Raw genomic sequence first — 17,403 nt, forward strand, 5'->3', positions numbered from 1 at the left:
GGGCATTGAGCAGGCACCGCTCCGGGCCTACGCGACGTTCTCACGCTAGGTCTTGACCGGAGCGCACATCGTCTGGTCAGCTACGCAACCATAGGGGGACAACGTGGAATCAATCGCGTTTTTTAACAACAAAGGCGGCGTGGGGAAAACGACGCTTCTCTGTAACGTTGCAGCGTTTCTCGCACTGGAACGAAACAAGAAAGTCCTAGTTGTCGACGCCGACCCGCAGTGCAACGCGACGCAGCTAATGTTGGACGAGCTAGAGGTTATCGACCTCTATGATGACAACTCAGCATTTACGATACACAGCGTTATTCACCCACTGTCCATTGGCAAAGGATATTCACAGACGCTGTCACCTCGTCGAATAGAGAACTACGGGCTTGACCTGATCCCCGGCGACCCGCGGCTTGCGCTTAAAGAAGACCTACTTTCTAAGGATTGGCAGGATGCAACGTCTGGCGACATTAGAGGTCTCCGCACATCTTATCTTTTCGCTCAACTTCTGAGCCGATGCGAGGAATACGACTACGTATTGTTCGATATGGGCCCTTCGCTTGGATCAATAAACAGAGCTGTGTTGCTGGCGTGTGACTATTTTGTAAGTCCAATGTCTATTGATATTTTCAGCCTTAAGGCAATAGAGAATATCTCTACTGCAATTCTCGAATGGAAGCGGCGGCTAAAACTGGGCGTATCTCAGGTTCCAGCCGACCAAATCGACGACCTACCCGACAGCGGCGGCTTTGATATCCAGTTCGCTGGATACGTTGCTCAACAGTACGTTCAAAAGACTCGATCTGGAGAGAAACGTGTCGTCGCGGCTTATGAATCTATACTAAAGAAAATTCCCAAGACCATCAAAGCCAATTTCGTTGACAAATTTAAGACTGACGACGTTGCCATTAGGTACGAAATTGGTCGCATTCCCAATCTTTACAGCCTCATTCCCATGTCGCAGTCGGCAAGAAAGCCTGTTTTTCAGCTGAAGGCCAAAGATGGGGTTCGGGGAGCGCATTTCAATAAAGTGAAGGATGCAGAGGACATTTTTCGCAGCGTTACTGACCAGCTAGTTCGAAATGTCGAAGAGCTATCCCAATGACGCCGAAATGGCCCGACGCCCTCATCGACGCAGTGGCACGACGACGCGCTGTTATTCTGATTGGCTCGGGAATTTCAGCTAACGCGGCGGCAGATAACGGTTCTAGGCCGCCAACTTGGGGACAATTTCTCAAGAAAGCATATGGCGATCTAGGTAAAAGCCACAAGCACATTGCGGCAGCCCTTAAACGATTCGATTACTTGGAGGCATGCGACTATCTCAAATCTGAGCATGGTAAAGAGGCGTGGAACCAGCTGATAAGAACTACCTTTGTTACTCCAGGGTTTCGAACCGCAGATATTCATAAGCACATATTTAATTTGGATTGCCGAATTGTTGCGTCGCTAAACTTTGACAAAATTTATGAAACCTACGCGATCCCGGCGAGCGAGAACACGCTTGTTATAAAAAATTACTACGATGCAGATGTACGTCAGGCCGTAGCGGGAACGGACAGATATCTTATCAAGCCCCACGGCACTGTTGATACGATGTCAAAAATGATCTTCACACTCGAAGATTACGCTAAAGCCCGCGTTGAACACGCCGCATTTTATGAAATTATGACAGCCCTACTACACACGCATACATTTTTGTGCGTCGGCTGCGGCTTATCCGACCCCGATATGAAACTTATATTTGAGGATTACCGGTACAAACATAGCGAGTCTCCTCACTACATAGTACTCCCGTCTCCATTCGCCAAACAACAAGCGGACCTACTTCAAAAAACACGGGGTTTAAATGTAATTCAATACTCCCCTAAAGCCGACCACGCCGAGTTGACCAAAGAACTGGAGCAACTTGGGATTCTAGCGTCGGCGAGGAGGGAACAGATCGCAGAATTTCTATCGTGGTGAGATAGCCCGCGTCCGCCCTGTTTCCTCCCCACCCCGTGGGGAGGAGGACCGCGAAGCGGTGGAGGGGCACTGGCCGCACACACATCCCCCTCCCTCTCCCGGCGGGAGAGGGCTTGAGCGCCTGAGAGCCGTCAGGCGATCAGGTTTGCGCGAAAGGGTGAGGGGTCGGTGTAGCCGTCGGCGTGAGCCGTCGCAGGGAAATGGCGGTCACTGACTTCAGGAAGTAACCCCTCACCCTTTCGGCTGGCGCATCGCTGCGCTCTGCGAGCCTCAAGCCCTCTCCCGCCGGGAGAGGGTGGCGCTGGTCGCCACCGGTGCGTGCAAGTCCTCGCGGTCAGCCTTCCACGGGCCTAACCTCCCCCCATGCCCACCCTCGTCCTGCTCGCCGGACCGAACGGTGCCGGAAAGACCACCCTCATCGACCGCTTCCTGAAGCGGCGGGCCGAGACCTTCGTCTTCGTCAATCCGGACGAGGTGGCGCGCGACCTCACGGGCTCCGGCCCCGCCCGTGACCTCGCCGCCGGACGGCGGGTGCTGGAGCGGCTGGACGCCCTGATCGCCGCCCGCGCCGACATCGTGCTGGAGACCACCCTGGCCACCCGCTCGCTCGCGCGTCGGCTGCGAGCCTGCCGCGCCGCCGGCTACCGGATCGAGCTGACCTATCTGCGCCTGCCGGATGCCGAGGCCTCCATCGCCCGCGTCCGCCATCGCGTCGAACGCGGCGGCCACGGCATCCCCGAGGCCACCCTGCGCCGCCGCTTCCCGCTCAGCCTCGACTATCTGGAGACGGTCTACAAACCGCTCGTGGACGAGTGGGAGGTCTATGCGAGTCGCGAAGACGGCCTCGTTCTGCTAGAAATGAGCCCACGATGAGCAAGCTTTTCGACATCGAGACGGTCCTGAAAGCCGGGCGCGACGCCGCCTGGATTGCGAAACACGGCACGCGTGAGGAACAGTCCGGCCGCTTCATCCCGCCGCCCGGCTGGAAAGGCCGCGTCGTCACCGCCACCGACGACGGCCTGTCGAAACCCAAAAAAGGCAAGGCGGCCTAAGCCTCCCGTCTCCTCCCCATGCCATGGGGAGGGGGACCGCGCAGCGGTGGAGGGGCGCTAGCCGCGAACACCGACCCCACCGTGCTGCCCCCCGCCCCTCCGTCAGGGCGCGAAGCCGCGCCCTGCCACCTCCCCATCGCTGCGCGACAGGGAGGAGACACCCTCTCCCCACACCCGCGTCAGCCCCACGCCCGATCCTGACGTCCCCGCCTGCTAGTCTCCCCGCCCGTTTCACCTCCGGGAGGCCACCATGCCCGACGCCCCGTCGCCGTTTCACGCCAATCCGCGCCGCGCGCCCGACGACGTCTGGGCCCGGGTGCGCGAGGACTATCTGTCCGGCCTGCCGGCGACCGTGGTCTGTCAGCGGCACGGGGTCGGGCTGACGGCGATGCGCAACCGGGCCGCGCGCGACGGCTGGCGCCGGGCCGACGCGGTCTGGACCCCGCCGCAAACCCTCGACCCCGATGATGAGGGGCTTCAGCTCGACGACAGTGTCGGCGGCGATCTGGACCGGATCGAGCTGTCGCAACTGACCCATGTCGCCATGCGCCGCATGATGCGCGCCGTGCTGCGCGGCCAGGCGGCCGAGGCCCTGCGCTGGCGCCGCGTCCGCCTGGTGCTGGAGGCCGAGGCGGCGATCGAGGCGCGGCTGGCCGAACAGGAACAGCGGCTGTGGGACTACCACTACGGCCCGGCCGCAACCTCGCCCGACCCCGATACCGGTCACGGGGCCGGTCAGGGGGCCGGTCACCTGGACTGAGTGGACTCAGTGGACCCTGTTTTTTCCGTCCACCCGCCCGGGAGAGGGAGGCTTTCTCCCCTGTCGTCATCCCGGCGACAGCGGGGCCCGGATCTTCCGCCACCGCGCCTCGACAAACGCGAACGCCCCGAACGCCATCAGCCCCAGCGCCGTCGCCCCCAGCATCCAGCTCCCGCCCGGCTGCTTCTCCAGCGCGTCCAGCGCCTCGCCCAGGCTGGTCACGGCCCCGGGCTCGGCCCGCAGGCCGGCCAGGATCACGAAGGCCGCCAGCGGCAGATAGGCGAAACCGCGCGCGGCATAGCCGGTCCGGGCCAGCGGGCTCAGCCGGCGGCACAGCTTGGGCGAACAGGCCAGGGAGTCGGTGAAGTCGTCGCGCACCGCCCGCACCATATTGCCGATGCCCAGGGCCAGCACCGCCAGCCCGGCCGCCACCAGCAGCCACTGCCCCATCGGCAGGGCCAGCAGCATCTCGGCCTTCTCGCGCCGCTCGGCCAGGTCCTCGGCCGCCTCGGCCGCGGCTCCGCCGAACTCGTCCAGATATTCGAACACGGTCGCCGCCAGCAGGCCGTGGAACAGGGCGCTGCTGGCCTGGCCGACCCGCACCGCGATCCCCTTCAGGTCGTGGCCCTGATGGTCGGCGTCGAACAGCGCCTGCACCCCCCGCCAGGCGACAAAGGCCCACAGCCCCAGCCCCAGCAGCACCAGCCAGACCTTGCCGAACGCCTGCTGCGCCAGCCAGCCGATGGCCTCGGTCGAGCCGGCCGCCTCGCCCATTTGATCGGTCGCCGCCAGCAGGGTCAGCATCCCGGCCGACAGATAGACAAAGCCGCGCGCGCCATAGCCGACCCGCGCCAGCCCCTCGATCACCTTGTCCGACGGCCGCCGCCGCAGGCGGGTCCACAGGCTGTGCAGGCGGGTGTGCGACATCGGTTTTCCCGGTTGGCGAAATCAGGCCCGTTCAATGCCCCGGAACGGCAAAGGCTCCGCGCGACTCCTGTCTCCTCCCCATTCCATGGGGAGGGGAACCGCGAAGCGGTGGAGGGGCCCTGGCCGCGCACGCCGACCTCGGTGCTGCCCCGGGCCCCTCCGTCCCGTCGCTACGCGCCGGGCCACCTCCCCGTCGCTGCGCGACAGGGAGGAGACGGGACCCCCGTCTGCCCCACAAGGCGAGATGGGCCCACCGCAGACTTGAACCCTTGCCGCCCCCGTTCGTTCAGACGGCATGACCGATGCTGCCCCTCCGCCCGACGCGCGCACCGACTCCGCAGACCCGCGCCCGCTGACCGTCAAGCGGGCGGCCGTCGGCACCGGGACCGGCGGGGCCGTCGCCATCGGGGCCCTGGCGCTCGGAGCGCTGGCCGTGGGCGCGCTGGCGATCGGGGCCCTGGCCATCGGCCGGCTCGCCGTCGGCCGGGCGCGGGTTCGCCGCCTGCATCTCGACGAGCTGACGGTCGATGTCCTGCGCCTGGGCCGGGTCGAGCCGATCGACTGACCGCGGCCTATCCCGCCGCTTCTGCCGCCGCCCTGTCCGCCGCAATCTTCCGCAGCCCCTCCTCGAACACCGCGGCCGGTTGTCCGCCGGAGATCAGGTATTTGCCCTCGATCACCACCGCCGGCACCGAGTTGATGCCGCGCGACATCCACAGCGCCGCCTCGGCCCGGACCGCCTCGGCATAGCGCCCGTCGGCCAGCACCGCCGCCGCCGCCGCCCGGTCCAGCCCGGCCGTCGCCGCGGCATCGGCCAGCACCTCCGGATCGGTCAGGTTGCGCCCCCCGGTGAAATGGGTCTCGAACAGCGCCTTCTTCAGCGCCCCCTGTTTGTCCGGGGCCGTTTCCCCGGCCCAGTGCAGCAGCCGGTGGCAGTCGAAGGTGTTCCAGATGCGGCTGTCGGGCCCGGTGTTCATGGTGAAGCCGACCTCGGCCGCCTTGTCATGGATCAGCTGCCGGCTGGCCGCCGACTGCTCGGGGGTCGAGCCGTATTTCCTGGCGATATGCGCACCGATAGTCTCGCCCTCGGGGGCCATGTCCGGATTCAGCAGGAACGGCCGGAAGGTGATCTCGGCGTCAATGCCGTCGGCCCGGACCCGCGCCAGCGCCCCCTCCAGCCCGCCCAGACCAACCACACACCAGGGGCAGACGACGTCGGAAACAAAATCGATTTTCAGGGTCTGGGTCATGGCGCGCGCTCCTTGGGGGGAGACCGCATATAGGTGCCGGGCGCGCCGGGAGAAGGAGTCGCCGGGATACCGCCGGTTCACAAACCGGCCCCGTCCGGTTAGGCTCCGGCCTCATGAAAGCCTCAGCCCTGACCCCCGCCTTCGCCCTGACGCTGGCCCTCGGCCTGATTGGCTGCGGCCCCGCCGCCGAGCCCCCGGCCGAGGCGCCGGCCACGCCGGTCGTCGCTGAACCGGCACCCGCCGCCGGTCCCGCCACCCCGGCGACGACGGGCGTGACCGCCATCCTGCTCGAGGGCAACGGCTTCATGCCGGCCAACCCCGGCGGTCGCGGCACCGGGCTCAAGCTCAGCTTCGGCGCGCCGCGGGATACGGTGATCACCTATATGACCGGCCTGCACGGCGGCACCGCCCCCAACCTCGACAGCAATGATGAATGCGGGGCCGGCCCGCTCACCTTCGCCCGCTGGGATGACGACTTCACCCTGGCCTTCCAGAACGGCAAATTCGTCGGCTGGTGGGCCGGCGAGCGCGCCCCCGCCGGCTTCAGCACGGTCCAGGACATCCATGTCGGCTCGACCCTGGCCGAGGTCCGCGCCGCCTGGCCGGGCGTCGAGGTCATCAATGACACCATCGGCCCCGAGTTCGCGGCGACCGACATCTTCGGCATCCTGACCGGCACCACCCCCTCGGCCAAGGTCACCGCCCTCTGGGCCGGCGTCTCCTGCATCTTCCGCTAGGGGCCGACCCATAGCCCCGCTCCCGGCGGGAGCGGGGTTGGGGCGTGGGCTTACGGTGCCACCCGCGTCGCACTGAAGCCCCTCACCCCGGTCGCACCGGCACTTCCTCCCCGCTGTCGTCATCCTCCGGCGAGCGCTCGCGTCAGCGGGTGCGAGACCGGGGGACCCAGCGGCGCGCGGAGCGCGATCTGTTCAGGCACGGTCGGCACGGGGCCCTTCGCCTTCGCTTCGCTGCGGCGCCGCTGGGTCCCCCGGTCTGCGCCGCGCAGGCGCGGCTGGCCGGAGGATGACGACAGCGGGAATGCGAGGTTTTTGCCAAAAACTCCCCTATCGGCGCTGCCCAAACCCCAACCCGATCAACCCCCTGGCCAAATCCACCCGCAATCTTCCCGCCTCACCTCCAGCCGCGCCGATAATGCCCCGGTCCCGTCGCCCGGGGGGCTCGCTCGGCCGGCGATCCGCAGCGGCGGCGGGAGCGGATGGAGCGGGCGCAACCCGGAGCCGGATCCCCTGTCGGGGTCGCTGGCCGCGGGGATGCGAGGTCGAGCCGGGTGAAAAGCCGGACGGCCGAGGGGGCGGGGCGGAGACCCGCACCGGTCCAGGAGATGGTCGCTGCCATCCCTGCCCGCCGTGTGCAGAAGGACCCCTCGTCAACAGCGAGGCTCATGGTCCGCGCATGTGGAAGCCCGTCCGCGCGGAGCGTCTGACGTTCGCCGAAACACTATCCCATACGGTCTCCGGGCGAAGGCCCGGCGCTCCGCCCAGGCTCCCCGTCCCCGCAGCGCCGCGTGCGGCCGATGACGCACGCCGGTTCCCGGACGGGGCCGCACGGGTGGCCAGAACACCCCGGCTTGTCCCGATCGCGGTAACGCTGCTACCCCTTGGCCATGGAAACCGGAACCTTCATCACCCTCGGCCTCTATTTCGTCCTGATGCTGGCGATCGGCCTCTATGCCTATCGCGAATCGACCAGCGACGTGTCGGGCTACATCCTCGGCGGTCGCCGCCTCGGCCCCGCCGTCGCCTCCCTGTCCGCGGGGGCCTCCGACATGAGTGGCTGGATGCTGCTCGGCCTGCCCGGGGCCATGTACCTCAGCGGCCTGTCGTCGATGTGGATCGCCATTGGCCTGTTCATCGGGGCCTTCGCCAACTACCTGATCGTCGCCCCGCGCCTGCGCCTCTATACCGAGCTGGCCCGCGACGCCCTGACCATTCCCGACTATTTCGACAAGCGTTTTCTCGACCGCACCCGCCTGCTGCGGGTCATCTCGTCGCTCGTCATCATCGTCTTCTTCACCCTCTACACCTCGTCCGGCCTGGTCGCCGGCGGCAAGCTGTTCGAGAGCGCCTTCGGCCTCGACTACAGCTGGGGCCTGTTCATCACCGCCGGCGTGGTCATGGCCTACACCCTGCTGGGCGGCTTCATGGCCGTCAGCCTGACCGACTTCGTCCAGGGCTGCATCATGTTCGTGGCCCTGATCCTGGTGCCGTTCGTGGCCCTGACCCATGTCGGCGGTGTCGCGGGCATGACCGAGACCATCCGCGGCATTGATCCCGGCCTGCTCGACCTGTTCAAGGACGCCACCCTGATCAGCATCATCTCGGCCATGGCCTGGGGCCTCGGCTATTTCGGCCAGCCGCACATCATCGTCCGCTTCATGGCCGTCCGGTCCGTCCGCGACGTCGCCACGATGCGCAACATCGGCATGAGCTGGATGCTGGTCACCCTGGTCGGGGCCCTCGGCACCGGCCTCGCCGGCCTCGCCTATGCCAGCCGCACCGGCCTGGTGGTCGAGGACCCCGAGACCATCTTCATCCTGCTGTCCGACGTGCTGTTCAATCCGCTGATCACCGGCTTCCTGCTGGCCGCCATTCTCGCCGCCATCATGAGCACCATCTCCTCACAGTTGCTGGTCTCGTCCAGCTCGCTGACCGAGGACTTCTACGGCATCTTCCTGCGCAAGAACGCCTCGCAGAAGGAACTGGTGCTGGTCGGCCGCCTGACAGTGCTGGCCGTCGCCGTGGCCGCGGGCATCCTCGCCTGGAACCCGTCCAACAGCGTGCTGGGCCTGGTGTCCCAGGCCTGGGCCGGCTTCGGCGCCGCCTTCGGGCCGCTGGTGATCCTGTCCCTGACCTGGAAGCGGATGACCCGCAACGGGGCCCTGGCCGGCATGATCGTCGGTGCCGCCACTGTGCTGGTCTGGACCTATGCCCCGGTGCTGGCCGACGGGGCCGTGCTCGGCACCCTGGTCTACGAGATCGTGCCCGGCTTCATCCTCTCCTTCCTCGCCATCGTCGTGGTCAGCCTGATGGGCAAGGCTCCGACCGGCGAGGTGGCCGAGACCTTCGATCGCGTCGTCGCCGGCCTGGCCGAGGCCCGCGGCCCGCGCAAACCCGCCTGACCGGCCGCGCGGGACCGCCATGATCCGACCGCTGTCCCGCGCCGCCGCCCTCGCCCTGCTGCTGGGTCTGGCGGCCTGCGGGTCGGCGGTCCCGTCGCCGCCGGTTTCCAGCGCCGCCGGCGCGGCCCGGTGCGAGATCCCCGCCCGCCTGGCCCCGGCCCGGCCCTATGATCCGCCCGCCGACGAAATCGTCCGCGACGTCGAGACCGCCTATTATCTGCTGGCCGTCAGCTGGTCGCCCCAGGCCTGCCGCAGTGGCAAGGACTATCCCGACCCCAACCTGCAGTGCCGCGACAACCGCTTCGGCCTGACCCTGCACGGCCTGTGGCCCAACGGTCCGGACCGGCGTCACCCGCGCTACTGCGGCCCGGGCCCGGCCCTGCAGCCGGAAACCGTGCGCGCCAATTTCTGCATGACCCCGTCGCCGCGTTTGATGCAGCACGAATGGGCCGCCCACGGCACCTGCGGCTGGTCCAGCCCCGAGGCCTATTTCGCCCAGGCCGCGACCCTCTGGAACGGCCTCGCCCGCCCCGACCTGGAAGCCGTCCCGGCCGGGCGACTGACTGCCGGAGCCGTTCGTGACGCCTTCGCCCGGGCCAACCCCGGCCTGCCGCGCAGCGCGGTGACCGTGGTGCTGGCCGAGGACGACTGGCTGCGCGAGGTCCGGCTCTGCTATTCGACCGCCTGGGCCCCCATGGCCTGTCCGCGCGGCACGGGTCCGTCCGACCGCCGCAAAATCCGTCTGGCCCCGACCGGCACGGCAACGGCCCGTTAACCCGTCAGGCGCAGCCTGTCGCCTGACGTCCAGGAGTAGGGCCATGTCAACCGTTCAAACGTCCAGCTACCGCCGCGCCCGCGATCATTTCGAGCCGGAGGATACCGACCCCCAGGAACAGCGCCGCGTTCGCGGCCTGCTGGAAAAGATCGACTACGCCGCCTTCGTCTCGAACCGCGAGGTCATCGGCCAGATGCTGGTCGGCGTCGACGCCGGCAGCTTCCAGCGCCTGGCGGTCATCACCGCCACCGCACGCGGAAAATGGGCCGCCGAGGCGCTGCGCCTGTCGGAATCCGGATCGCCGGTCACGCCGGACCAGGCCGCCCGCCTGACCGCGCACCGCACCGCCTACGAGGAACTGGCCGAAGCCTACGAGGCCATGCGCCGCATGGTCGAGCGCGGCTACCTGACGATCCGCTGACCGCCCGGCGCACCGCCGACACGCTCAGCTCTTGAGCCGGTAGCCGGTCTTGAACATCCAGCCGACCACGGCCAGGCAGGTGAAGAAGAAGCCCAGCGTCGCCGACATGCTGATCACCACCCCCACGTCGCTGGTGCCGAAGAAGGCCCAGCGGAAGCCCGAGATCAGATAGACCACCGGGTTGAACAGGGTCACCGTGCGCCACATCGGCGGCAGCATGTCGATCGAATAGAAGGACCCGCCGAGGAAAGTCAGCGGCGTGACCACCAGCATCGGAATCATCTGCAGCTGCTCGAAGCCGTCGGCCCAGATGCCGATGATGAAGCCGAACAGGCTGAAGGTCACCGAAATCAGCACCAGAAAGGCCAGCATCCACACCGGGTGCAGGATGTGCAGCGGCACGAACAGCGTCGCCGTCGCCAGGATGATCAACCCCAGGATGGCCGACTTGGTCGCCGCCGCCCCGACATAGGCGATGACGATCTCCAGCGGCGACACCGGGGCCGACAGAATCTCGTAGATGGTGCCGGTGAATTTCGGGAAATAGATGCCGAAACTGGCATTGAAGATCGACTGGGTGAACAGGCTCAGCATGATCAGGCCAGGCACGATGAAGGCTCCGTAGGGCACGCCGTCGATCTCGGTCATGCGGCTGCCGATGGCCGAGCCAAAGACGACGAAATAGAGCGCCGTGGTGATGACCGGGGTGACCAGCGACTGCCAGACGGTGCGCAGGGCCCGCGCCATTTCGAAGCGGTATATGGCCCAGATACCGTAGCCGTTGAGGGTCATGCCGCGGTCTCCGTCCGGTCGGAATTCACCAGGGTCACGAAGATGTCCTCCAGCGAACTCTGGCTTGTATTCAGGTCCTTGAAGGCCACGCCCAGCTCGCCGAGCCGGCGCAGCAGGGACGGGACACCGGTGCGTTCGGCATTGGAGTCGAAGACATATTCCAGCTCATGCCCGTCCGCCTTCAGCGTCGGTGACCAGTCCGCCAGCGCGACCGGGATCGCCGTCATCGGCTCCTGCAGGTTCAGGGTCAGGGTCTTCTTGCCCAGCTTTTTCATCAGCACCGTCTTGTCCTCGACCAGGATCAGTTCACCCCCGAGGATGACCCCGACCCGGTCGGCCATCTCCTCGGCCTCCTCGATGTAGTGGGTCGTCAGGATGATGGTGACACCGCGATCGCGCAGACCCCTGACCAGGGCCCACATGTCGCGCCGCAGCTCCACGTCGACTCCCGCCGTCGGCTCGTCGAGGAACAGGATGTCGGGCTCGTGGCTCAGCGCCTTGGCGATCATCACGCGCCGCTTCATCCCGCCGGACAGGGTGCGCAGCTTGGCGTCCTTCTTGTCCCACAGGCTGAGGTCACGCAGCACCTGCTCGATGAAGGCCGGGTTGGGGGCCTTGCCGAACAGGCCGCGACTGAAGGTGACCGTGGCCAGCACCGTCTCGAAGGCGTCGGTGGTCAGTTCCTGGGGCACAAGGCCGATCCGTGACCGGGCCTTGCGGTAGTCCGTCTGGATATCGAACCCGTCGGCCAGCACCGTGCCGGTCGAGGGCGTGACGATGCCGCAGACGATGCTGATCAGGGTCGTCTTGCCGGCCCCGTTCGGACCCAGCAGGGCGAAGATCTCGCCCTTGCTGATTTCCAGATCGATCCGCTTCAGGGCCTGGAGACCGGAGGCATAGGTCTTGGTCAGACCCTCGATGGCGATAACCGGCTGCATCTGTCTGAGCGTCCCCGCGCGGCCCATGCCGCTCCCGCGTCGAATATGGCGTCGTTCGCCGCCGGCTCAACCCGTCGGACAAAAGAACGGTTTGCGCAGACCGGGCATCCATGGGGAACCGCCGCCGTATCTGTCTCATTGGCTTTCCAGCCCGAAGGATGTTCGCCGTGTCCCTGCCCCGTCTGCCTGCCCTTCTCACCGCCGCCGTTCTGGCGCTCGGTCCGGCCGCTTGCGTAACCGCCCCGGGACCGTCGGAGGTGCGCGCGCCACAGCCCGTCCGCGCCGTCGACCTGAACCGCTTCTATGCCGGGCGCTGGCTGGAAATCGCCCGCCTGCCCATGCGCCTGACCGACGGCTGCGTGGCCGGTGCCACCAGCTACACCGTGGTCAGCGAAACCCGGGTCGACGTCCGCGACACCTGTCAGGTCGGCACGCCGTCGGGCCGGGAAAAGGCGATCGGGGCCCGCGGCGAGATTCTCGACCCGGGCACCAATGCCAAGCTTCGCGCCCGCTATGTCGGGGGGCTGATCACCTGGGACTACTGGGTGCTTGATCACGCGGAGGACTACAGCTGGTTCATCTCCGCCGATCCCACCTTCGACAAGCTGTGGATCTACACCCGGGAGGTGCCCTCCCTCGCCCAGCGTGACCGACTGGTCGAGCGCGCCCGGCAACTGGGCTATGATGTCAGCCGGCTCGAATTCCCCGCCTTCTGAGCCGTGCGCTCCATAGGATCAACGCCATGAACCGTCTGCCGGTACTGCTCGCCTCTGCTGTGCTCCTGACCACCGGTGCCTGCGCCGACAGCTCCCGGGTTCCGGAGGCGGAGCGGTTCGGTCCGAACCCGACCCTGCCCGCGCCCCGCAGTCCCCTGCTGCCGACCGTCAACATCGCGCCGGCCACCGGATGGCCCGCCGGACAGACCCCGGTCGCGGCCGAGGGATTACAGGTCGCGGCGTTCGCCACCGACCTGGATCACCCCCGCTGGCTCTACCGCCTGCCCAACGGCGACATCCTGGTCGCCGAAACCAATGCGCCGGCCCGCGCGGCGAAGAAGACGCGTGGGCTGCGCGACTGGATTCAGGGGCTGGTGATGAAGCGGGCGGGGGCCCGGGTGCCGAGCGCCAACCGCATCTCCCTGCTGCGGGACGCCGACGGCGACGGCACCGCCGAGCTCCGGACCGTCTTCCTCGAGAACCTGAATTCGCCCTTCGGCATGGCCCTCGTCGGCGACCGGCTCTATGTCGCCAACGCTGATTCCGTCGTCGCCTTTCCCTACCGGACCGGTGAGACCGCGATCACCGCCGCCCCGGTGAAGGTCGCCGACCTGCCGGCAGGCCGGAATCATCACTGGACGAAGAGCCTGGTGGCCAGCGCCGACGGCTCCCGCCTCTACGTCGGCGTCGGATCCAACTCCAATATCGGCGAGAACGGCCTCGACGAGGAGGTGGATCGTGCCGCCGTGCTGGAAATCGACCCCGCGACCGGCACGCGGCGGGTCTACGCCTCCGGCCTGCGCAATCCGGTCGGCATGGCCTGGAACCCCGAGAGCGGGCAGCTCTGGGTGGCGGTGAACGAACGCGATGAACTGGGTGACGATCTGGTGCCCGACTACATGACCTCGATCACGCCCGGCGGCTTCTACGGCTGGCCGTGGAGCTATTACGGCCAGAACGTCGACACCCGGGTCGAGCCCCGCAATCCCGACATGGTCGCCCGCGCCCTCAGGCCCGACTATGCCCTGGGATCCCATACGGCATCGCTCGGCCTGACCTTCTACGAAGGCGCGCTGGTCCCGGCCTGGCGCAACGCCGCCATCATCGGCCAGCATGGATCGTGGAACCGGAGGCCGCGCAGCGGCTACAAGGTCATTTCCGTGGCCTTTGTCGACGGCCGCCCCGTCGGCCCGCCCCGCGACATCCTGACCGGCTTTCTCAACGCGGACGGCGAGGCCATGGGCCGCCCGGTCGGGGTCGAGACCGACGCCGCCGGAGCGCTGCTGGTCGCCGACGACGTCGGTAATGTGATCTGGCGCGTGTCCCCGGCACGACCCTGAGACCTCGACCAACGACAAAGGCCCCGTCGGCGCGAACCGGCGGGGCCTTCGACGGGGTCAGCCCCCGATCATTCAGTCGATCGGCGGACCGGTCACCGTTTCCGGCGGCAGGACCGGCGTCGGCGGGGCCGGCGCGACGGCCGAGGCGGCCGGTTCGGTCGCGCTTACATAGGGCTGGGGACCGGCAGGCGGGGGCGCGGTCTCGACCGGAGCCACGACTGGGGCGGCTGCGACCCGCGACCGGACCACAGGCGCACGGCTGCGCGCTTCCGCGGCCGGCTTTTCGACCGGCGCGGGCGTGATCGCGGCTGCGGTCTCGACCGGCGCGGCCGCCTCCAGGGCCAACGGTGCGGCTTCAGGCTCCATCGGCGTTGCGACCGGCATCGACGCCATCGCCACCGGCGCGTCCAGCGGCTCGGCCGTTTCGCCGCCCATGGCCATGGCCACCCCACCGCCGATCAGCACCAAAGCACCGATGGGGGCCAGGATCATCCAGGTCTTGACCGCCTTGCGTCCATTCCGGGCCTTGCCGCTGCGGGCATAGACCGGCGTGTAGGGGGCACTGTCGACGACGGGGTTCGCTCCGGTGCCCGCGTTCGACGGAACCGGACGATCGACGACGATGTGGTCAGGGTATGTAATTGACATGGTTATTCTCCATAACGACGCCATGAACAACCAAACACCCGCTCCGGGGTTCCGGTTAAAAGACACCGCCACAAAGAAACACTGTTGCGGACACAGATGAGGCGACCATCACCCCCGTGTTCACTTGAGCTTTGCTTGCCGGTCGCCCTAGAAGCTGCTCAGTTCCGATATGGACAAGACCGCCGACCGGGTCTCACCATCGTCGAAGGTGCCGACCCAGATATCGTACTGCCCCGACACCGAGGACAGGGTGACCGACGGGTTGGACCCGTCACCGCCGTCGTCATCACAGTACCAGGCACCGTTCGGGCCGCTGATCACCAGCGTGGTATCGGCATTCGAGATCGCCGACACCTTGAGGTCCAGCGAACCGTTGCCGTCCCAGAACAGCCGCAGATCGGGCGCGCTGGTTATGAACCCGGAGCAATTCGACAGCGTGCCGTCGACATCGATCGATCCCCCGGCCTGGACCACGACAAGGTGCGGATCCGGCGAGAAGCCCGGTGCCAGACGGACATCCCCGTAGTTGGGGGCGGCGGTGAAATCCTGGGCCACGGCGGGCGCGACGCAGACAAGGGTGAGGGCGGCAACGATCATCAGACGCATGTCTGGCTCCATGTCTCCGAACGATCGGGCGACATCAGGTCGACGACCGTCGGTATCCGTACTGTACGCCGGTCCCTGCGGCGTTCAAGACGAGCGCCCGTCCGGAGGCAGATTGACCCGACGTCACCGGCGCAACGGCGCCACGGGCCGCAGTTATCTTGGTCCGGGCCACGGGGAAATGACGTCGGAATTCCCCCCGCAGTTGACCCGGGCAGGCCGGTTGTCCATCACGGGCGTTCGACGATCCAATTCAAAAAGGCAGACGCGACCATGAAGCTGATGGCCAACATCCGGCGCGACCTGAAGTTCGCAGCGGGTTTGCGTCGACTGCTTCAGCGTATCAAGCCAATCCAGCTCGACAGTCCTGATCTGGTCTGTGACGATTTCGAGGAGGCGGTCGACCGGTTCCCGGACAATATCGCCATCGAGGACGATCATCGCACCCTGACCTACCGGGAGCTGGACGCACTCGCCAATCGCTTCGGACACTGGGGCCAGAGTCGCCGCCTGCACCGGGGCGACGTCGTCGCCCTGATGATGATGAACCGCGCCGAATATCTGGCGGCCTGGATCGGCTTTTCCAAGGTCGGCGTCGCCACCGCGCTGATCAACACCAACCTGACCGGTCACACCCTGGCGCATTGCCTGGAGATTTCCGGGGCGTCCCAGATCGTCACTGACAATGAATGCTGGCACCAGGTCGAGGAGGCCCGGCCCTTCGTCAACCGCAACCTGATGCTCTGGGTAATCGACCTGAAGGACGAGGCGGAGGCGGACAATCGGCGCGGTCTCGACAAGCCTCTGCGCGGCGGCTCCTCGGTTCGACCCAACCGGTCAATTCGCGCCGGCCTGACCAATCGCGACACGGCCCTGTACATCTACACCTCGGGGACCACAGGCCTGCCCAAGGCCGCGCGCATGCCGCACTCCCGCGCCCGCACCTATATGCGCGCCTTCGCCGGAGCCACCGCATCCACCGCGTCTGACCGCATCTACAACGTACTGCCCCTCTATCATTCGACCGGCGGCCTGGTGGGCGTGGGTCCGGCCCTGCTGAACGGTGGCCGGTTGATCCTGCGGCGGAAATTCTCCGCCACCACCTTCTGGCCCGATGTGAAAGCGTCCGGCGCGACGATCTTCGTCTACATAGGCGAACTGTGCCGCTATCTGGTCAACTGCCCGGAGCATGCGGATGAACGCGACCACAACCTCCGGCTCGCATACGGCAACGGCCTGCGGCCGGACGTCTGGCAGGAATTCCAGCAGCGGTTCGCCATTCCGGAAATTCTGGAGTTCTACGGCTCGACCGAGGGCAACGTCTCCCTGTTCAATTTCGACGGCAAGCCCGGCGCAATCGGCCGCGTCCCCAATTTCGTGAAGAACCGGATCAACATCCGTCTGGTTCGTTTTGATATCGAGACCCAGGAGCCGATGCGGGGTCCGGACGGATTCTGTCAGCCCACAGGGCCCGGTGAGACCGGTGAGGCCATCGGCATGATCGGCAACGACATCCAGCACAATTTTTCGGGATATGCCGACAAGGCCGCCTCGGAGAAGAAGGTCCTGACGGATGTCTTCCAGCGCGGCGACCGCTGGTTCCGGACGGGCGACCTGATGCGCCGGGATTCGGACGGGTACTACTATTTCGTCGACCGGATCGGTGACACCTACCGCTGGAAGGGTGAGAACGTATCCACCACCGAGATCGAGCAACGCCTGGCCGAGGCACCCGGAGTGAAGGAAGTCGTATCCTATGGCGTTCCGGTTCCGGACCAGGACGGCAAGGCCGGCATGGTGGCCCTGATCGTCGAGGGCCGGTTCAGCGCCCGCGCCTTTGCCGAATGGGCGGATGCGGAATTGCCGTCCTACGCCCGCCCGATCTTCGTGCGCCTGCTCAAGAGCGCCGAAACGACCGGGACGTTCAAATACCGCAAGGGTGACCTCGTCGAGGAGGGTTTCGACCCGTCCAAGGTCTCGGCCCAGCTCTATGTGCGCGGCGGCAAGGCCGGCTACACCAAGCTGACCGCCGAGGGTTATGCGGCGATCATGCGTGGCGAAACTCGACTCTGATCCACCG

The 17,403-nt window shown here is 66.6% G+C and carries 19 protein-coding genes; 13 read left to right on the forward strand and 6 right to left on the reverse strand.

Going from position 1 to position 17,403, the window contains the following annotated elements:
* Positions 1 to 103 precede the first annotated feature (103 nt).
* The 5 genes from AACZ75_RS05740 to AACZ75_RS05760 all read left to right on the forward strand — a co-directional run bounded on the left by AACZ75_RS05740 (position 104) and on the right by AACZ75_RS05760 (position 3,774).
* Positions 104 to 1,102: an AAA family ATPase gene (locus tag AACZ75_RS05740; RefSeq protein ID WP_339871779.1), complete on the forward strand. Its 999-nt coding sequence runs from the start codon at positions 104 to 106 to the stop codon at positions 1,100 to 1,102.
* A complete protein-coding gene (locus tag AACZ75_RS05745; RefSeq protein ID WP_339871780.1) occupies positions 1,099 to 1,962 on the forward strand; it encodes an SIR2 family protein in 864 nt (287 codons plus the stop codon). The genes AACZ75_RS05740 and AACZ75_RS05745 overlap by 4 nt, the downstream gene beginning before the upstream one ends.
* A gap of 363 nt (positions 1,963 to 2,325) precedes the next feature.
* Positions 2,326 to 2,835, forward strand: coding sequence for an AAA family ATPase (locus AACZ75_RS05750; protein ID WP_339871781.1), 510 nt, complete (start codon positions 2,326 to 2,328; stop codon positions 2,833 to 2,835).
* Complete coding sequence (locus AACZ75_RS05755) at positions 2,832 to 3,014, forward strand: hypothetical protein (protein WP_339871782.1); 183 nt, start codon at positions 2,832 to 2,834, stop codon at positions 3,012 to 3,014. Before AACZ75_RS05750 ends, AACZ75_RS05755 begins: the two co-directional genes overlap by 4 nt.
* Before the next feature lie 250 nt (positions 3,015 to 3,264).
* Positions 3,265 to 3,774 carry a hypothetical protein gene (locus AACZ75_RS05760; RefSeq protein WP_339871783.1) on the forward strand — a complete coding sequence of 170 codons (510 nt, stop codon included), beginning with the start codon at positions 3,265 to 3,267 and terminating at the stop codon, positions 3,772 to 3,774.
* Positions 3,775 to 3,840: 66 nt separating this feature from the next.
* Here AACZ75_RS05760 and AACZ75_RS05765 read toward each other — a convergent pair whose 3' ends face one another.
* Complete coding sequence (locus tag AACZ75_RS05765; RefSeq protein ID WP_339871785.1) at positions 3,841 to 4,701, reverse strand: DUF1206 domain-containing protein; 861 nt, start codon at positions 4,699 to 4,701, stop codon at positions 3,841 to 3,843.
* 295 nt (positions 4,702 to 4,996) lie between these two features.
* Between AACZ75_RS05765 and AACZ75_RS05770 the strand changes: the two genes are divergently transcribed.
* Entirely contained in the window at positions 4,997 to 5,266 is a 270-nt protein-coding gene (locus tag AACZ75_RS05770) for a hypothetical protein (RefSeq protein WP_339871786.1), read from the forward strand.
* A gap of 7 nt (positions 5,267 to 5,273) precedes the next feature.
* On the opposite strand, the gene AACZ75_RS05775 is transcribed toward AACZ75_RS05770, so the two are convergent.
* On the reverse strand, positions 5,274 to 5,951 hold the full coding sequence (locus tag AACZ75_RS05775; protein WP_339871787.1) for a DsbA family oxidoreductase: 678 nt from the start codon (positions 5,949 to 5,951) through the stop codon (positions 5,274 to 5,276).
* A gap of 113 nt (positions 5,952 to 6,064) precedes the next feature.
* On the opposite strand from AACZ75_RS05775, the gene AACZ75_RS05780 reads away from it, so the two are divergent.
* The 4 genes from AACZ75_RS05780 to AACZ75_RS05795 all read left to right on the forward strand — a co-directional run bounded on the left by AACZ75_RS05780 (position 6,065) and on the right by AACZ75_RS05795 (position 10,286).
* Positions 6,065 to 6,688 (forward strand): hypothetical protein, encoded by a 624-nt coding sequence (locus AACZ75_RS05780; RefSeq protein WP_339871788.1) that lies wholly within the window; start codon positions 6,065 to 6,067, stop codon positions 6,686 to 6,688.
* Positions 6,689 to 7,575: 887 nt separating this feature from the next.
* Positions 7,576 to 9,090: a sodium/proline symporter PutP gene (gene putP / locus AACZ75_RS05785; protein ID WP_339871790.1), complete on the forward strand. Its 1,515-nt coding sequence runs from the start codon at positions 7,576 to 7,578 to the stop codon at positions 9,088 to 9,090.
* A 19-nt stretch (positions 9,091 to 9,109) separates the two neighbouring features.
* The gene (locus AACZ75_RS05790) at positions 9,110 to 9,865 is read left to right on the forward strand and encodes a ribonuclease T2 (RefSeq protein ID WP_339871791.1); all 756 of its coding nucleotides are present in this window, start codon (positions 9,110 to 9,112) and stop codon (positions 9,863 to 9,865) included.
* 43 nt (positions 9,866 to 9,908) lie between these two features.
* The gene (locus tag AACZ75_RS05795) at positions 9,909 to 10,286 is read left to right on the forward strand and encodes a hypothetical protein (protein ID WP_339871792.1); all 378 of its coding nucleotides are present in this window, start codon (positions 9,909 to 9,911) and stop codon (positions 10,284 to 10,286) included.
* Positions 10,287 to 10,310: 24 nt separating this feature from the next.
* On the opposite strand, the gene AACZ75_RS05800 is transcribed toward AACZ75_RS05795, so the two are convergent.
* Together AACZ75_RS05800 and AACZ75_RS05805 are read right to left on the reverse strand one after the other, a co-directional pair.
* Positions 10,311 to 11,078, reverse strand: a complete 768-nt coding sequence (locus AACZ75_RS05800) for an ABC transporter permease (RefSeq protein ID WP_339871793.1) — start codon at positions 11,076 to 11,078, stop codon at positions 10,311 to 10,313.
* On the reverse strand, positions 11,075 to 12,016 hold the full coding sequence (locus AACZ75_RS05805) for an ABC transporter ATP-binding protein (protein ID WP_339871794.1): 942 nt from the start codon (positions 12,014 to 12,016) through the stop codon (positions 11,075 to 11,077). Before AACZ75_RS05805 ends, AACZ75_RS05800 begins: the two co-directional genes overlap by 4 nt.
* Before the next feature lie 167 nt (positions 12,017 to 12,183).
* On the opposite strand from AACZ75_RS05805, the gene AACZ75_RS05810 reads away from it, so the two are divergent.
* Together AACZ75_RS05810 and AACZ75_RS05815 are read left to right on the forward strand one after the other, a co-directional pair.
* The gene (locus AACZ75_RS05810) at positions 12,184 to 12,732 is read left to right on the forward strand and encodes a lipocalin family protein (RefSeq protein WP_339871795.1); all 549 of its coding nucleotides are present in this window, start codon (positions 12,184 to 12,186) and stop codon (positions 12,730 to 12,732) included.
* Between the two features lie 26 nt (positions 12,733 to 12,758).
* The gene (locus tag AACZ75_RS05815) at positions 12,759 to 14,072 is read left to right on the forward strand and encodes a sorbosone dehydrogenase family protein (RefSeq protein WP_339871796.1); all 1,314 of its coding nucleotides are present in this window, start codon (positions 12,759 to 12,761) and stop codon (positions 14,070 to 14,072) included.
* Between the two features lie 72 nt (positions 14,073 to 14,144).
* Here AACZ75_RS05815 and AACZ75_RS05820 read toward each other — a convergent pair whose 3' ends face one another.
* Positions 14,145 to 14,720: a hypothetical protein gene (locus tag AACZ75_RS05820; RefSeq protein WP_339871798.1), complete on the reverse strand. Its 576-nt coding sequence runs from the start codon at positions 14,718 to 14,720 to the stop codon at positions 14,145 to 14,147.
* A 147-nt stretch (positions 14,721 to 14,867) separates the two neighbouring features.
* A complete protein-coding gene (locus AACZ75_RS05825) occupies positions 14,868 to 15,326 on the reverse strand; it encodes a peptidase S1 (protein WP_339871799.1) in 459 nt (152 codons plus the stop codon).
* 270 nt (positions 15,327 to 15,596) lie between these two features.
* Here AACZ75_RS05825 and AACZ75_RS05830 point away from each other — a divergent pair, with 270 nt between their 5' ends.
* A complete protein-coding gene (locus AACZ75_RS05830) occupies positions 15,597 to 17,396 on the forward strand; it encodes a long-chain-acyl-CoA synthetase (RefSeq protein ID WP_339871801.1) in 1,800 nt (599 codons plus the stop codon).
* Positions 17,397 to 17,403 lie beyond the last annotated feature (7 nt).

The sequence above is a fragment of the uncultured Brevundimonas sp. genome (assembly GCF_963975535.1).
In the GTDB taxonomy this organism is placed as follows: domain Bacteria; phylum Pseudomonadota; class Alphaproteobacteria; order Caulobacterales; family Caulobacteraceae; genus Brevundimonas.

What these genes read in the sequence shown, in the direction of transcription:
- AACZ75_RS05765 (WP_339871785.1), bottom strand. Translation starts at nt 4,701, where the DNA reads ATGTCGCACACCCGCCTGCACAGCCTGTGGACCCGCCTGCGGCGGCGG.
- AACZ75_RS05815 (WP_339871796.1), top strand. Translation starts at nt 12,759, where the DNA reads ATGAACCGTCTGCCGGTACTGCTCGCCTCTGCTGTGCTCCTGACCACC.
- AACZ75_RS05790 (WP_339871791.1), top strand. Translation starts at nt 9,110, where the DNA reads ATGATCCGACCGCTGTCCCGCGCCGCCGCCCTCGCCCTGCTGCTGGGT.
- putP (WP_339871790.1), top strand. Translation starts at nt 7,576, where the DNA reads ATGGAAACCGGAACCTTCATCACCCTCGGCCTCTATTTCGTCCTGATG.
- AACZ75_RS05825 (WP_339871799.1), bottom strand. Translation starts at nt 15,326, where the DNA reads ATGCGTCTGATGATCGTTGCCGCCCTCACCCTTGTCTGCGTCGCGCCC.
- AACZ75_RS05760 (WP_339871783.1), top strand. Translation starts at nt 3,265, where the DNA reads ATGCCCGACGCCCCGTCGCCGTTTCACGCCAATCCGCGCCGCGCGCCC.
- AACZ75_RS05780 (WP_339871788.1), top strand. Translation starts at nt 6,065, where the DNA reads ATGAAAGCCTCAGCCCTGACCCCCGCCTTCGCCCTGACGCTGGCCCTC.
- AACZ75_RS05750 (WP_339871781.1), top strand. Translation starts at nt 2,326, where the DNA reads ATGCCCACCCTCGTCCTGCTCGCCGGACCGAACGGTGCCGGAAAGACC.
- AACZ75_RS05775 (WP_339871787.1), bottom strand. Translation starts at nt 5,951, where the DNA reads ATGACCCAGACCCTGAAAATCGATTTTGTTTCCGACGTCGTCTGCCCC.
- AACZ75_RS05795 (WP_339871792.1), top strand. Translation starts at nt 9,909, where the DNA reads ATGTCAACCGTTCAAACGTCCAGCTACCGCCGCGCCCGCGATCATTTC.
- AACZ75_RS05805 (WP_339871794.1), bottom strand. Translation starts at nt 12,016, where the DNA reads ATGCAGCCGGTTATCGCCATCGAGGGTCTGACCAAGACCTATGCCTCC.
- AACZ75_RS05770 (WP_339871786.1), top strand. Translation starts at nt 4,997, where the DNA reads ATGACCGATGCTGCCCCTCCGCCCGACGCGCGCACCGACTCCGCAGAC.
- AACZ75_RS05820 (WP_339871798.1), bottom strand. Translation starts at nt 14,720, where the DNA reads ATGTCAATTACATACCCTGACCACATCGTCGTCGATCGTCCGGTTCCG.
- AACZ75_RS05745 (WP_339871780.1), top strand. Translation starts at nt 1,099, where the DNA reads ATGACGCCGAAATGGCCCGACGCCCTCATCGACGCAGTGGCACGACGA.
- AACZ75_RS05830 (WP_339871801.1), top strand. Translation starts at nt 15,597, where the DNA reads ATGAAGCTGATGGCCAACATCCGGCGCGACCTGAAGTTCGCAGCGGGT.
- AACZ75_RS05800 (WP_339871793.1), bottom strand. Translation starts at nt 11,078, where the DNA reads ATGACCCTCAACGGCTACGGTATCTGGGCCATATACCGCTTCGAAATG.
- AACZ75_RS05755 (WP_339871782.1), top strand. Translation starts at nt 2,832, where the DNA reads ATGAGCAAGCTTTTCGACATCGAGACGGTCCTGAAAGCCGGGCGCGAC.